Below are 14153 nucleotides of genomic sequence, written 5' to 3'. Positions count from 1 at the left end.
ATCTGAAACTCCCGGTATCAGGCAGTGCCCGGCGGCGCTCCGGACCGGGCGCCCCGCTGTGGAAAGGCCGAAGATGTCCGCATACACCGAGCACGTCACCCGGGTCCTCGTCGAGGACGTCGACCATCCCGCGCTGGGAGCGGTCGCCGTCCTCCGCTTCGCGCCCGCAGAGGGCAGCACGCGCCCGGCGACGCTCGGACCGCACTCGGTGGACGCGGTCGTCGCGGCCGTCGGCGCCGCGCTGGACCGGGCCGAGGCCGGGGAGATCGGCGCCATCGCGATGACCGGCCAGGGGCGCGTGTTCCTCGCCGGCGCGGACCTCGCCATGTTCGTCGACGCCACCGCGACCGAGGCCGTGGGCCCGATGACCGCGGCCGTCCACGCCCTCCAGCTGCGGGTGCGCACCAGCGCCGTGCCGATCCTCGCCCACCTCGGCGGCGTCGCCCTCGGCGGCGGGCTCGAGGTCGCGCTGATGGCCGATGTCCGCACCGCCGCGCCCGGCGTCCGCGGCATCGGCCTGCCCGAGACGAGCCTCGGGATCCTCCCCGGCTGGGGCGGCACGACCCTCCTGCAGTCCGTGGTCGGCGCCGAGACGGCGGCGCGGATGATCCTCGAGGACCCTGCCCGCGACCGGCAGCTGAGCGCCGAGGCCGCCCTCGAGGCGGGCCTCGTCGACGCGCTGGCCGAGGACCTCCCCGCCGCCCTGGACGCCTTCGCCGCGATCCTGCGGGAGCGGGGGCTGCTGCCCGGCGGCGAGGAGTCCATCGCCCGGCCCTCGCCGCTGCCCGCCGCCGGATCCGAGGCGGCCGCCGCCCTCGAGGCGGCGCTCGCGGCGCCGCACGGCCACGCCGAGACCCGCCGCGGCTGGGCCGATCGCCTCGCCGCGCAGGGCGCCCCGGCCGTCCAGCGCGCCGCCGACCTCCTCGCCCGGCTGCCCGGGTCCTCGCTCGAGGACGCCCTGGCCCGCGAGGCCGCGGCGCTGGTCGAGCTGATCGGCTCCGGCGGGGCCGCCGGATCGCTCTACGCGGCCGAGCTCCTGCGCCGCGGGAAGCCCTCGCGCACCCCCGTCGAGGGAGCCCGCGAGCTGCGCTCGGTCGGCGTGGCCGGCGCGGGCCTGATGGCCTCGCAGATCGCGGCGCAGCTCGCCGCGGGCCTGCAGGTGCCCGTGATCCTGCGCGACCTCGACGCGGACATCGCGCAGAAGGGCCTCGAGCACGCCCGCGGGATCCTCGAGAAGGCCGGCGCCGGGGCGGCCGCGCCGCTGCTCTCCGCGACCGACGCGGTCGAGGACCTCGCCGGCTGCGACCTGGTCCTCGAGGCGGTCCCCGAGGTGATGCGCATCAAGCAGCAGGTCCTCGCGGAGCTCGAGGCGCAGCTGGCGCCCACCGCGATCCTCGCCTCCAACACCTCCTCGCTGTCCCTCGCCGCCATGGCCGAGCACCTCGAGCACCCGGAGCGGGTCGTCGGCCTGCACTTCTTCAACCCCGTCGCGAAGATGCCGCTGGTGGAGGTCATCCACACCGCCGCCACCGACGAGGCCGCCCTGGCGACGGGCCTCGAGGTGGTGCGCCGCCTGCGCAAGTTCGCGGTGCGCAGCGCCGACGCCCCCGGCTTCATCGTCAACCGGCTCCTGTTCCGGGTGCTCGGCGAGGTCTTCGCGAGCCTCGACGCCGGAGCCGATCCGCAGCAGGTGGACGCCTCGCTGGACCCGATGGGCATGCCCATGCGTCCGCTGGCCCTGCTGGACCTCGTCGGCCATGCCGTCGCCGATCACGTGGGCCGGGTCCTCGCGGAGGAGCTGGGGGAGCGGTTCCACGCCTCGCCGGGCCTGTCGGCGATGGTCGAGCGCGGCGAGCCCTTCACCGAGCGCGACCCCGCGAGCCCGCATCCGGCGGTGCGGCCCGTGGTCGCCGAGGTCTTCGCCGGGGCCTCCGCCGGCTCGGGCGACGGGGCCGGCGGCCAGGACCTGCTGGACCGCGTGCGCGACGGCCTGGCCGAGGAGATCCGCCGGATGCTCGAGGAGGGCGTGGTCCAGGACGTGTCCCAGATCGACCTGGCGCTGATCCTGGGCGCCGGCTTCCCACGGCACCGCGGCGGCATCACCGTGCACCTGGACCAGTGCGGGGCCTCGCAGCGGGCCGGCGGCGGCCCGTTCCACGGATCCCGGTTCCAGCCCGCCTGAACCGCGCAGGTCCCCGTAGGATGGGGTCAGTCCGGACAGACCGGATCCATCCCCTTCCCGTGAGAGGAGGCGCGACGCCCGGTGGGGGGCGTCGCGGCGACCATGACCCAGCCACCTCAGAACCCCGGCGGCGAGCCCTGGGGCCAGCAGCCGCCCGGACCGCCTCCGGCCTACGGCACACCCTCCGGCGCGGCGGGCTCGTACCCGCCCGCCTCCCCGGCCACCGGCCCCGGCTCCGGCGGGGGCGGCAAGGGGAAGATGTGGGCGATCATCGGCTGCGTCGGCTGCGGCGTCCTCGCCCTGATCGTCGTGATCATCCTGGTCGCCGTCTTCGCGCTGCGCGACGGCGGGGACGACCCGACGCCCACGCCGACCACCGTCACCACCGAGCCGGAGACGACCGAGCCCGAGACCACGGAGCCGGAGACGACGGAGCCGGAGACCACCGAGCCCGAGACGACCGAGCCCGAGACGACCGCGGCGGAGACCACGGCGGCGACCGGCGACGTCACCGCCGAGGACGAGTCCGCGGCGAAGACGCGGTTCATCGAGTTCCTCACGGCCCTCGGCGACGAGGACTACACCACGGCCTGCTCCTACATGGTCAACCCGACCAGCAAGGAGCCGTTCAGCAGCGGCGAGCAGAGCGCGTGCGCGGACGGCATGACCTCGAGCGCCTCCTCGGAGGACGTGGAGAGCATCAAGCTGCTGGCCACGATCATCACGGAGGACGACATCACCTCCACCGTCGGCGACGACGGCATCATCACGCTGGACGTGTACGGCAGCGACTTCCAGATGATCCGTGCGGGCGACGGCCTCTGGTACGTGTACTGGACCATGTGATCCCCGGTCCTGCGGAGCCCGGTCGATGGGGAGTTGTCCCCATGGGCCGGGCTCCTTCGCTGCCCCTACGATGGCCGGGTTCCGGACCGCCCGGACGAGAACTCCCCGAGAGGAGGCGCGACCGCCGGAAGGCGCGTCGCGACACGCGATGACCCAGCCCCCGCAGAACCCCGGCAGCGACCCCTGGGGGCAGCCCTCCGGGAGCTCCTCCGCGAACTCCGGCTACGACCCGCAGGACTGGTCGCAGGCCTCCTACGAGGCCCCCGCGCCGGGATACGGCGGCGCCGCCCCGGCCCCGCAGTACACCGCCGCCCCGCTGCCGCCCGGCGGCCCCGCCCCGCAGGCCTCCCAGGGCGGCGGGAAGGGGAAGATGTGGGCGCTGATCGGCTGCGGCGGATGCGGCGTGCTCGCCGTCCTCCTCGTGATCATCCTGGTGATCGTCATCGCGCTGAGCGGCCTCGGCAGCACCGACGAGGATCCGGAGCCCATCGCGGTCGGGACCAGCGAGGGCGCGGTCGAGCACGGCACCTCCGAGGATCCGCTGCCGATGGGCACCACCCTCCCCGTCGCCGTCGACGGCGGAACCCTGGAGGTCACGCTCGGCGAGGTCACCTGGGACGCGACCGCAGCGCTGCAGGAGGTGAGCCCGAGCCTCACACCGGCGGAGGCCGGCAACCAGTACATCCTGGTCACGGTGGACTACACCTACCACGGCTCGGGGGAGACCGACCCGGCCTGGGACTCCAGCATCTCCTTCACCGCCGCGGACGGCCAGTCGTACGTCATGGCACCCGCCGTCACGGAGAACTCGATCCTCGACGTGGCCACCCTGACCGACGGCCAGAGCACCGTCTGGGACGTGGCCTTCGAGATCCCCGCCGACGCGGTCGGGACCGGGAGCTTCGAGATCTTCTCCCTGGACGACTTCGAGGAGCCCTCCTTCTACGTCTCCGCCGTCTGATCGGGCGCGCCGTGGCCGATCCCGCGATCCTCGCCCTCGATCTCGGCACGTCGGGGGCGAAGGCCGCCCTGCTGGACCTGCGCGGAGCGGTCGTGCGCGGAGGCGGGGGCCGGCCGGCGCGGGCATCGGCCGGGTATCCCACCGCCGTCCCCGCCCCCGGGGCCGCCGAGCAGGATCCCCGGGACTGGCTGCGGGCGGCGCGCGAGAGCATCCAGGAGGTGCTCGCGGTCGCCGGTCCGGTGCGCCCCGCCGCGCTCGCCGTCACCGGCCAGATGCAGGACCTCGTGGTCCTGGACGCGCAGGGGGAGGCCATCGGCCCCGCCCTGCTGTACAGCGACACGCGCTCCGCGGCGCAGGCCGAGAGGCTGCGCAGCCTCCACCCGCGGTGGGAGCAGCGCACCGGCACCCGGCAGGACGCCACGGCGATCCCGGCGCAGTGGATGCGCCGCCTCGAGGAGGATCCCGGTCTCGCCCGGCGCGCCGCCGGCATCGTGCTGGGCCCGGCCGGGCACCTGGTCCAGGCGCTGGGCCTGGGCCGCCACGTCGATGACACGACCGCCTCCGCGGCCGGCCTGCTGGACCTCGACCGGCGCGACTGGGACGCGCAGGCGTGCGCCGCCGCCGGGCTGCCGATGTCCCTGCTGCCGCGCCGGAGCACCCGGGTCGGGGAGCTCGTCGGGCGCACCGGGCCGCGGGCCGCGGCCGTGCTCGGCCTGCCCGCCGGCATCCCGGTGGTCACGGCGCCCGGCGACGCGGCCGCGACCACGCTCGGCACCGTCGGCCTCGACCCCGGCAGCGCCTACGCCTATCTCGGGTCCAGCGGCTGGCTGGCCCGGGTCGCTCCCGCGGAGCCGGCCGACGCCCCCGGCGACGCCGCGCACCGCCTCGCCCTGCCCGGGCCGGACGCCGCGGCGCCCGAGCTGCGGATCGCGGCGCTGCTGGCCGCGGGCTCCGCCGCCGCCTGGGGCCGGGAAGCCCTGCTCGACGGGGCCGGCCCCGCCCGGGCCGATGCCCTGCTCGAGCGCCGCGCGCAGGAGCGCGGTCGCGGGCCCTCGGGCCTGCTCGCCCTGCCCTCGATCCACGGGGAGCGGTTCCCGGTGCGCGACCAGGCCCTGCGCGCCGCGATCGTCGGGGCCGATGCCACCACCCGCGGGATCGACCTGTACGCCGCCGTCCTCGAAGGGGTCGCTCACGCCCTCGCGCACGGCCTGGACGCCGGCACGCAGGAGCTCGTCGTCGTCGGCGGCGGAGCCCGGTCCGCCCCCTGGCGGAGGATCCTCGCCGATGTCACCGGTCGCACCGTGCGGACGGCCGAGGACGGAGAGGCGGCGCTCGTCGGCGCGGCGATCGCCGCGGCCGACGCCCTGGACCTCCCGCACCGGATCCTGCCGCTGGGCGCCCGGCCCGGCGCCGGCGCCACGGCCCCGCAGGAGGACGCCGCCGCGGCCCACGCGGCCCGCCGCAGCGCCCATCGGGCCCTGTACGACCTGGTGGCCGCCCTGCCCGGCGAGAGCGCGGGCTGAGGGGCGCCATCTCGTGGGCAGGAGGTGCGCCGCGGCCCGGGAGGTGATCAGATGTGCCCAGACGTCCCTCCCCGCCCCGACTCCTCCCAGGAGCCTCCTGTGCCCCGCCCCTCCCACCTGCTGCTCCTCGCGGCGCTGCTCGTGCTCCCGCTCGGCCTCGCCCCGGCGACGGCGGATCCGGGCCAGGACGTGCGCATCAGCGAGGTGGAGTCCGACGGCGACGGGCACGACTGGGTCGAGATCACCAACCGCGGCACCGACCCGGTCGACGTCTCGGGCTGGTACCTGCGCGACGACCAGGACGATCGCGACTGGACCGTCCCGGCGGGCACGGTGATCGCCCCCGGCGCGCACGTCCTGCTCGCGGGGGAGGACGTCGAGGGGGACGGCGGCTTCGACTTCGGCCTGGGCTCCGCGGACAGCGCGCGGCTGTTCCTCCCCGACGGCGTCACCGAGGTCGACGCCGTCTCCTGGGACACCCCGGCGGAGACCACCTACATCGTGGTCGACGGCGCACTGCGCGTCTCCTCGGAGCCGACCCCCGGTGCCGAGAACGCCGCGCCCGTCCCCGTGGAGGCGCAGCCCCCGGCCCCCACGCAGCCGCCGGCGCGCGCGGACTGGATCGTCATCGACGAGGTCGTCTCCGCCGGCGGCGACCCCGGGGACTGGGTGGAGCTGACGAACATCGGCCCCGAGCCGGTGGACCTCACCGACTGGTCGCTGCGGGACGAGGACTCCCCGGCCGTCACGGTGCTCCCGGCCGGGACCGTGATCGCCCCCGGCGAGCACCTGGTGCTCGCCGGCCCGGAGCTGGGGATGGACCTCGGCGCGGGCGGCGGCGTGCGCCTGCACACCCCCGAGGGCACCCTCGCCGACCGGGTCGGCTGGGCCGACGGCGCGCACGCCCGCCCGTCCCTCCAGCGGTGCCCCGACGGCACGGGCGACCTCGTGGTGAGCGATGCCCCCAGCAAGGGCGAGGCCAACCGCTGCGCCGCCCCCGTGGTCCTCCACGAGGCCCGCTCCCAGGGCGAGGACTTCGTGGAGCTGAAGAACCTCGGGGAGGCGCCCGTCGACCTGGGCGGGTACGTCGTGACCGCCGCCGACGGCTCCCGCGCCCACGAGATCCCGGACGGGACCGTCGTGGCCGCCGGCGGCCTGCTCCTGATCGCCGGCGACGACCTCGGCTTCGACCTCGGGGCGCAGGACGCCGTGCGGCTGCTCGCGCCCGACGGGTCCCGGCTGGGCGAGGTGTCCTGGATCGACCATGTCGCGCCGAGCCTCGGCCTGTGCGCCGGCGCCTTCCGGGCGCAGGCGAGCGCGACGCCCGGCGCCCCGAACGACTGCGCGCTCGAGGATCCCGCCGCGCCGCCGGCCGGCGGCGGGGCCTCCGCGTCCGCCGCGACCGGCGCGGCGCCGGCGTCCGCCGCGCCCGATCTCCTCGTCCCCGAGCGCGCCGCCGCCCCGGTGGCCCCGGCGGAGGGCACGGGCGGGCCGTCGGCCTCCCCGTCGGCCGATGCGGAGGCGGCGACGGCCGCGGGGGAGCAGGCGCTCCCGGGCGATGCGGCCGCGGGAGCGGGCGCCGTCCCCTCGGGCGCGGGGACGGCCGCCCCGACCCCCGCCGGGCCGCTCGCCCTGACCGGCGCGGAGACCGCCGCGCTCGGCGCCCTGGCCCTCCTGGCCCTGGCCTCCGGCGCCTGGATGCTCCGCTGCAGCCGCCGTACCTGACCATCCGTGCAGGTCACCGTGGCAGGGCGATCCGACCGGGCGGCGGCACCTGTTCGCATGATCGGTATACCAACGGCTACCATGAGGTCATGCCGTCCCCCTCCTCCTCCGACCCGAAGCCAGAGAAGACCCGGGCCGCAGACCCCCGACCGGCGCGCACCCGCCAGGCCGTGATGGACGCCATGGTGCGTCTGGCGGCCGAGGGTCGGGACGACATCACCGTGTTCTCCCTCGCCAAGGAGGCCGGGATCTCGCGTGCGGCCTTCTACACCCATTTCTCGGATCTCGAGGACGTGGCGAAGATGCTCATCGTCCCCGTCCTGGACTCCCTCGCCGAGGAGGACGCGGCCGATGCCGCCGCCGACCTCCCCGCCCCCGACCGGGCGCGCCGCAGCATCCTGCGGGTGCTGGACGCCCTCGTCGACCACGGCGACCTGGTGCGCGTCGTGAGCCGCTGGAAGGTCTCCGCCGCCGTCGACGGCGTGATCGTCCGCGCCCTCGCCGACCGCTTCGAGGTGGTGCTCGAGGCCTCCCCGGTGGATCCTCCGGGCTGCACCGTGCGCGACCGCGCCGTCTTCCTGGGCGGCGGGATCTTCGTGACCCTGTCCGCCTGGCTCATCGCCGAGGAGCCGCTCCCGCGCGAGACGGTCCGCGCGCGGGCCCGCAGCCTCGTCGAGCATCTGCTCGAGCGCGCCGCCGCCGAGGCCTGACCTGCCGGCTCAGCAGCGGGTGATCATCCCCAGCAGCACCCGGGCCCCGAAGCGGACCGCGTCGACCGGCACCCTCTCGTCGACGCCGTGGAACAGCGGGGCGAAGTCCAGATCGGCCGGCAGCTGCAGGGGCACGAAGCCGTAGCCGCGGATCCCCAGGGTGCTCAGCGCCTTGTTGTCCGTGCCGCCGCTGAGGCAGTACGGCAGCACGCGGGCGCCCGGGTCCTCCGCCTGGATCGCTGCGGTCATCGCCTCGACCAGCGGCCCGGTGGAGGGGGACTCCACGGAGATCGAGCGGTAGTCGATGATCACCTCGACGTGCTCCCCGGCCAGCTCCGTCAGCAGCGACATCAGCTGCTCCTCGTGCCCGGGCAGGAAGCGGCAGTCGATGCCGGCCTCCGCCGTCTGCGGGACCACGTTGACCTTGTAGCCCGCCTCCAGCATCGTCACGTTCATGGTGTCCTGCAGGGTGCCGGCCACGAACTGGCGGGCACCGCCCAGCAGCGGCAGGAAGGCCTCGGGATCCTCCTCGTCCCAGCCCTGGCCGGTGATCTCGGTGACCCCGTCGAACAGCTCGCGCACGCTGGCGATGTACTCGTGGGCGAAGGGGTGCGCGTCGATCCGGGCGATCGCCTCCGCCAGGCGCACGATCGCGTTCTGCGAGGTCGGCACCGAGCCGTGGCTGGCCCGCCCGGTGGCGCGCAGCCGGCCCCAGGCCAGGCCCTTCTCCGCCGTCTGGACGAGATAGGCGCGCACGTCCTGCCCGCCCTCGCGCTGCGGGAGGGTGATCGAGTAGCCGCCCACCTCGCTGATGGCCTCGGTGCAGCCGGCGAAGATCTCCGGGTGGTGCTCGACGACCCACTGCGAGCCGTGCTGGGAGGCGTTCTCCTCGTCGGCGAAGAAGACGACCACCAGGTCGCGCGGCGGGGTGATGCCCTCGCGCATCATGTGGCGGACCACGGCGAGCATCATGCCCAGCATGTCCTTCATGTCCACGGCGCCGCGGCCGTGGATCATCCCGTCGATGATCTCCCCGCCGAAGGGATCCACCGACCAGTCCTCGGCGCGCGCGGGCACGACGTCCAGGTGCCCGTGCAGCACCAGGCCGCCCCGCGCGCGGTCCGCCCCGGGGATGCGCACGTGCACGTTCGTGCGGGTCGGGAACGCCTCGACGAGCTGCGGCTCCAGCCCCACCTCGCGCAGCCTCTCGGCGACGTACTCCGCCGCCGCCCGCTCGCCGGGCCCCCAGGTGGCCGGGTCGTCCCCGCCGTAGGTGGTGGTGTCGATCCGGATCAGCTCCTGGGTGAAGCGCACGGCCTCGTCCTGGAGCAGCTCGAGAGCGGCGGGGCTGGTCGGGGCGGCATCGGGCACGGGTGTCCTCCTCGGAGCGGTTCCGTCCAGCCTATCCGCGCAGCTGCGGCGCGAGCGCCGTGATCACGGCGGAGTCGTCCTGCGCGCCCTTGCCCTGCGCGGCGCCCAGCAGGAACAGCTGCTGCGCGGCGGCGGCGACGGGCGTGGGCACGGCCTCGCGGCGGGCGGCGTCGGCGACGATGCCGAGGTCCTTGACGAAGATGTCCAGCCGCGAGAGGACCTCGGCGCCGCCCTCCTCGTACGCCTCGAGCATGCGCGGGCCGCGGTTGCCGAGCATGAACGAGGCGGCCGCCCCGGACTGCAGGGCCTCGAGGGTGCCGGCCCGGTCCAGGCCCAGGGCGTCGGCCAGGGCCAGCGCCTCGGCGGCGGCCGCGATGTGCACCCCGCACAGCAGCTGGTTGACGGTCTTCAGCGCCTGGCCGTCCCCGGGGCGCTCGCCGACGACCGTGAGGGTGGAGGCGAGGCGCTCGAGCACGGGCCGGGCGACCTCGAGGTCCGCCGCGGCGGCGCCGACGACGATCAGGAGGTCCCCCTCCCCGGCGCGCACGGGACCGCCGGACAGCGGCGCGTCGACCAGGCCGATCCCGGCCCCGGCCAGGCGGGCGGCGGTCGCGACCACCGGCTCGGCGCCGACGGTGCTGGTCAGCAGCACCACGGCGCCGCGGCGCAGGTGCGCGGCGATGCCGTCCTCGCCGAACAGGACGGCGTCGAGCTGGGCGCCGTCGCGCACCGCGAGGAGCACGGCATCCGCGCCGGTGACGGCCTCGCGGGCGCTCGCGGCCACGGCGACCCCGGCGCGGGCGGCGAGCTCGCCGCGCTCGGCGGAGATGTCGAAGCCGCGCACGGCGAGATCCCCCGTGGCCAGCCGGGTCGCCATGGGCAGGCCCATGGCTCCCAGGCCGAGGACGGCGACGGTGCGGGCGGCGGTGGTGCTCATGCGGAGGCTCCTTCGGAGGCGGTGGCGGAGAGGGTGCGGGTGACCTGCAGCAGGGAGTCGTCGTCGCCGACGTTCCCGGCGAAGACGACGTAGGGGATGCCGCGGGCGGGGCCGTCGACGGCCTGCCACAGGGAGACGATCCCCGGCAGCATCGGCCCGCGCACCACGGCGCGGCGGATCTCCAGGCCGTGCGCGGCGACGTCGGAGGAGGTGATCCCGCCCTTGGCGATGACGAACCGCGGCGGCGCGGCCGCGAGCACCCGCTGCACCGTCTCGACCACGGCGGAGCTCACGGCGCGGGCGATCCGCAGGGAGCCGTCGGCGTCCTCGGTGCGCACGAGGGTGCGGGAGGTGTGGACGACGACGTCCCCGTGCGCGAGCGCGGCGACGATCTCGGCGACGCGGTCGCGCAGGTGCTGCGCGCGGGAGTCCTCCTCCAGCAGGGTCGGCACGTCGAGCTCGACGGTGCGGGCGGCGCCGTGGCCGGCGTGGAGCCGCTCCAGCTGCCGCGTGGTCAGGCCCACGTGCGAGCCCACCACGATGAGCCCGCCCGGGGTGCGCTCGGCGGGATCCTGTCCCGCGTAGACCTCGTCCGCGGTGAGCGGGCTGCGCGGCTCCTGGCCGATGCGGGCGCGCACGAACGGCGGGCCGACGCGGTGGATCACCCGCAGCCCCTGCGCCTCGGCGAGCTCGAGCCCGGCGGCGAGGGCGCGCAGGTCGTCCTCGTGCTCGGCGTCGGCCACCACGCAGCGGGGCGCGGTGCCGGGCTCGCGCAGGGCCGCGGCCACGCCCTCCGGCCCGCCGCGCAGCAGGGCGAGGTCCAGCACGCGCACGTCCGCGGCCCGGATCCGCCCGGCGGACTTCTCCTCGACCCAGCCGGGGAGGTGGCTGGCGGTGTACCCGAAGCTGGCATCGCGCGCGAACTCGGACTCCCCGGCGGGGGTCAGCGTGCCATCGGCCGCGCGCAGGTGGTGGGTGCCGTCGATGGTCACGCGCCCGGCCTCGGGGAAGGCGGGGACCAGCACGACCGCATCGGCCCCGGCGCCGGTGACCTCCCGCTGGACGCGGTCGAGCACGTCGGTCTCGAGGGGGAAGTGGCCGCGCAGGGTCGAGTCGGAGCGGGAGACGAAGCCGATGTCCACGCCCCGCTGCGCGGCGGCCTCGAGCGCCGCGCGGGCGACCTCCTCGTTCCGGCGCGCGGCATCGGCCGGCTCGAGGCTGCGGGAGTTGGTCAGCACGTACACCGCCGCGGGCGCCTGGTCGAAGGCCCACCGGAGGTCCGCCACCTCCCAGCGGGTGAGGACCGGCAGGTCGTGGACGGACTGGGTGCCGGTGGGGTCGTCGTCGAGGACGACGAGGATGCGCTGCGCCGCGGCCATGGCGGACTCCTTCGTCACGGGGATTCGAACCTGTCACATGTCTGACATCTGGCAGGAACGAGTGTGGCATGCGAGAATCGCCGCTGGCAAGAGGAGGCGCACGATGGCACGACGGCTGCTGGTGGACGACGTCCTGGACTCGCTGCGCGAGCGCATCGTCGCGGGGGAGTTCCCCGAGCACGCCCCCCTGCCCGGCGAGCACGAGCTCGTCTCCCAGTACGAGGTCAGCCGCGTGACGGTGCGCGAGGCCATCAAGGTGCTCCACGCCCAGGGGCTGGTGCGCATCGAGCGCGGCCGCGGCACCTACGTCAACCCCACCCGCAGCTGGACCTCCCTGCCCGCGGTGATCCAGGCCCTCAGCACCCAGGGCGATCCCGCCCAGATCTCGCGCGACCTGCTGGAGATGCGGGGGATCCTCGAGTGCGGGGCCGCGCAGCTGGCCGCCGAGCGCATCGGCCCCGAGGACCTCGCCGCGCTGGACGCCCAGGTGACGGCCATGGAGGAGGCATCGGCCGCGGCCGATGTGGAGGCCTTCGTGCGCGCCGACCTCGCCTTCCACGCCGTGGTCCTCGCCGCCAGCGGCAACCCCTTCGTGCCCGTGCTCATGGAGCCGCTGTCCGCGGTGCTCGCCGCGGCGCGCGCCGAGACCAGCGCCGTGCCGCAGATCCAGGCCCACGCGATCGTCGAGCACCGCCGGGTCCGCGCGGCGCTCGCGAGCGGGGACGGTGCCGCGGCGCGGGAGGCGATGGCCGCGCACCTCCGCCAGACCGCCGAGGACCTGCGCCGGTACGTCACGCATCCGCACGCGTAGGATCGTGCGGTGACCTCTGCCGCCGCCGCCCCGCCCCCCACCCGTGCGAAGGCCGGGGCCCGCCTCACCGCGACCCTCGCGCTGCTGGCGATGATCGGGCCGTTCACCATCGACACCATCTTCCCGGCCTTCGGGAGGATCGGCGCCGAGTTCGGCCGCGACGAGGTGGCCCTCCAGCAGCTGGTCAGCGCCTACCTCGCCTCCTTCGCGGTGATGAGCATCTTCCACGGCCCGCTCTCGGACGCGCTGGGGCGCAAGCGGGTGATGCTCGGGGGCCTGGCGATCTACACCCTGGCGATGATCGCCTCCGCCTTCGCCCCCAGCCTCGAGGTGCTCATCGCGCTGCGCCTGGTGCAGGGCGCGAGCGCGGGCGCGGCGACCATCGTCAGCCGCGTCGTGGTCCGGGACCTGTTCTCCGGGCCGCAGGCGCAGCGCCTCATGGCGAGCATCATGATGATCTTCTCCGTCGCCCCGGCGCTCGCGCCGATCCTCGGCGGCTGGGTGCTGCTGCTGGGCAGCTGGCGCCTCGTGTTCTGGGCGATCGCGCTGTACGCGATCGCGGTCATCGTCCTCACGGCGCTGCTGCCGGAGACCCTGCCGCCGGGGGAGAGGACGCCGCTGAAGGTGCGGGCGATCCTCGCCTCGCTGCTGCGGGTGGGCAGCTCGGGCACGATGCTGCGCCTGGCGATCGCCTCGGCCTTCGCCTTCGCGGCGCAGTTCCTGTACATCGCCGGCGCCTCGATCTTCGTCACCGGCCTGCTGGGGCTGGGCGAGCAGGACTTCTGGGTGCTGTTCGTGCCGCTGATCATCGGCATGATGGCCGGCGCCTGGGTGACCGGCCGGGTCGCGGAGATCGTCCCCCGGACCCGGCTGATCACCCTCGCCCTCGCGGCCACCGTGGTCACCTGTCTGGTCAACGTGGTCCTGACCCTGATCGCCCCCGCCTACGACGGCGAGCTCGGGGCGGGGCTGCTGGTCGCGGTGATCGGGCCGATGCTCATCGCCTTCACGGTGGCGCTCATGTTCTCCCCGATCCAGCTGGAGATCCTGGACCTGTTCCCCCACGAGAGGGGAGCGGCCGCCTCGCTGTCGACGTTCTTCTCGCTCGTGCTGAACGCGCTGCTGGCCGGGGCGATCGCTCCGCTCGTGATGGTGAACCTGACCAGCACGGCCGTCGCCTCGCTGGTCTTCGTGGTCGTCTCGATCAGTCTGTGGACGTGGCACCACCGGCGAGGAGCGCGTCGATCTGGTTGATCGCGCTGGTCGCGCCCTCGACCACGCCCATGGCGAGCACCTGCTCGAGCCCCTCGCGGGAGGCGTAGGTCGAGGTGTAGACCGCCTCGGTGCCGCCGTCGACCTCCGAGAAGACGAACTCGTTGGTCGACTCGGGCAGCTCGGGGTTCTTCGCGAAGGTCTCGTCGGCGAAGCCGTCGCGGAAGGTGAAGGACCGCGGGGCGTCGACCGCGTCCACCTCCCAGTAGCCGTAGTGCTTGTCGCCCTCGGGGCCGGTCATGAAGTAGGTGACGCGGCCGCCGGGGGCGAGCTCGTGGTCGACGACGGTCGCGGGGTAGGTCTCGGGACCCCAGACCTTCTCGAGCTTGCGCGGGTCGGCGTACACGTCCCAGACCTGGTCGATCGGCGCGGCGAACCGCGCGGTCAGGGTGAGGGTGAGGGCGTCGAGGTCGTGGGTCACGTCGGTGACGGGCAT

The 14153-nt window shown here is 75.3% G+C and carries 12 protein-coding genes; 8 read left to right on the top strand and 4 right to left on the bottom strand.

Annotated elements, in window-relative coordinates:
• Positions 1-73 precede the first annotated feature (73 nt).
• The 6 genes from ABD234_RS13365 (at position 74) to ABD234_RS13340 (ending at position 7947) form a co-directional block, all read left to right on the top strand.
• The gene (locus ABD234_RS13365) at positions 74-2182 is read left to right on the top strand and encodes a 3-hydroxyacyl-CoA dehydrogenase NAD-binding domain-containing protein (RefSeq protein WP_344357092.1); all 2109 of its coding nucleotides are present in this window, start codon (positions 74-76) and stop codon (positions 2180-2182) included.
• Between the two features lie 102 nt (positions 2183-2284).
• The gene (locus tag ABD234_RS13360; RefSeq protein ID WP_344357089.1) at positions 2285-3028 is read left to right on the top strand and encodes a hypothetical protein; all 744 of its coding nucleotides are present in this window, start codon (positions 2285-2287) and stop codon (positions 3026-3028) included.
• Between the two features lie 148 nt (positions 3029-3176).
• Positions 3177-3989: a DUF4352 domain-containing protein gene (locus ABD234_RS13355; protein ID WP_344357086.1), complete on the top strand. Its 813-nt coding sequence runs from the start codon at positions 3177-3179 to the stop codon at positions 3987-3989.
• An 11-nt stretch (positions 3990-4000) separates the two neighbouring features.
• Positions 4001-5512, top strand: a complete 1512-nt coding sequence (locus ABD234_RS13350; protein WP_344357084.1) for an FGGY family carbohydrate kinase — start codon at positions 4001-4003, stop codon at positions 5510-5512.
• 99 nt (positions 5513-5611) lie between these two features.
• A complete protein-coding gene (locus ABD234_RS13345; protein WP_344357081.1) occupies positions 5612-7237 on the top strand; it encodes a lamin tail domain-containing protein in 1626 nt (541 codons plus the stop codon).
• Positions 7238-7326: 89 nt separating this feature from the next.
• Positions 7327-7947, top strand: a complete 621-nt coding sequence (locus ABD234_RS13340) for a TetR/AcrR family transcriptional regulator (RefSeq protein WP_038373409.1) — start codon at positions 7327-7329, stop codon at positions 7945-7947.
• A 9-nt stretch (positions 7948-7956) separates the two neighbouring features.
• Here ABD234_RS13340 and ABD234_RS13335 read toward each other — a convergent pair whose 3' ends face one another.
• The 3 genes from ABD234_RS13335 to ABD234_RS13325 are packed head-to-tail and all read right to left on the bottom strand — an operon-like array spanning position 7957 to position 11634.
• Positions 7957-9318: a M20/M25/M40 family metallo-hydrolase gene (locus tag ABD234_RS13335; protein WP_038373408.1), complete on the bottom strand. Its 1362-nt coding sequence runs from the start codon at positions 9316-9318 to the stop codon at positions 7957-7959.
• A 31-nt stretch (positions 9319-9349) separates the two neighbouring features.
• Positions 9350-10255 (bottom strand): NAD(P)-dependent oxidoreductase, encoded by a 906-nt coding sequence (locus ABD234_RS13330; RefSeq protein WP_038373407.1) that lies wholly within the window; start codon positions 10253-10255, stop codon positions 9350-9352.
• On the bottom strand, positions 10252-11634 hold the full coding sequence (locus ABD234_RS13325) for a four-carbon acid sugar kinase family protein (RefSeq protein WP_084148563.1): 1383 nt from the start codon (positions 11632-11634) through the stop codon (positions 10252-10254). The genes ABD234_RS13330 and ABD234_RS13325 overlap by 4 nt, the downstream gene beginning before the upstream one ends.
• 103 nt (positions 11635-11737) lie before the next feature.
• On the opposite strand from ABD234_RS13325, the gene ABD234_RS13320 reads away from it, so the two are divergent.
• Together ABD234_RS13320 and ABD234_RS13315 are read left to right on the top strand one after the other, a co-directional pair.
• Complete coding sequence (locus ABD234_RS13320; RefSeq protein ID WP_344357074.1) at positions 11738-12445, top strand: FadR/GntR family transcriptional regulator; 708 nt, start codon at positions 11738-11740, stop codon at positions 12443-12445.
• A 9-nt stretch (positions 12446-12454) separates the two neighbouring features.
• Entirely contained in the window at positions 12455-13699 is a 1245-nt protein-coding gene (locus ABD234_RS13315; protein ID WP_038373405.1) for a multidrug effflux MFS transporter, read from the top strand.
• Here the strand turns inward: ABD234_RS13315 and ABD234_RS13310 are convergent.
• On the bottom strand, positions 13650-14153 hold the full coding sequence (locus ABD234_RS13310) for an SRPBCC family protein (protein ID WP_344357069.1): 504 nt from the start codon (positions 14151-14153) through the stop codon (positions 13650-13652). The two genes, ABD234_RS13315 and ABD234_RS13310, sit on opposite strands and share 50 nt — an antisense overlap.

Origin of the sequence: Brachybacterium phenoliresistens (genome assembly GCF_039530785.1) — a bacterium.
Classification (GTDB): domain Bacteria; phylum Actinomycetota; class Actinomycetes; order Actinomycetales; family Dermabacteraceae; genus Brachybacterium; species Brachybacterium phenoliresistens.
Note: the sequence above shows the minus strand (reverse complement) of the source record. Positions and strands in the feature narration are given on the sequence as shown.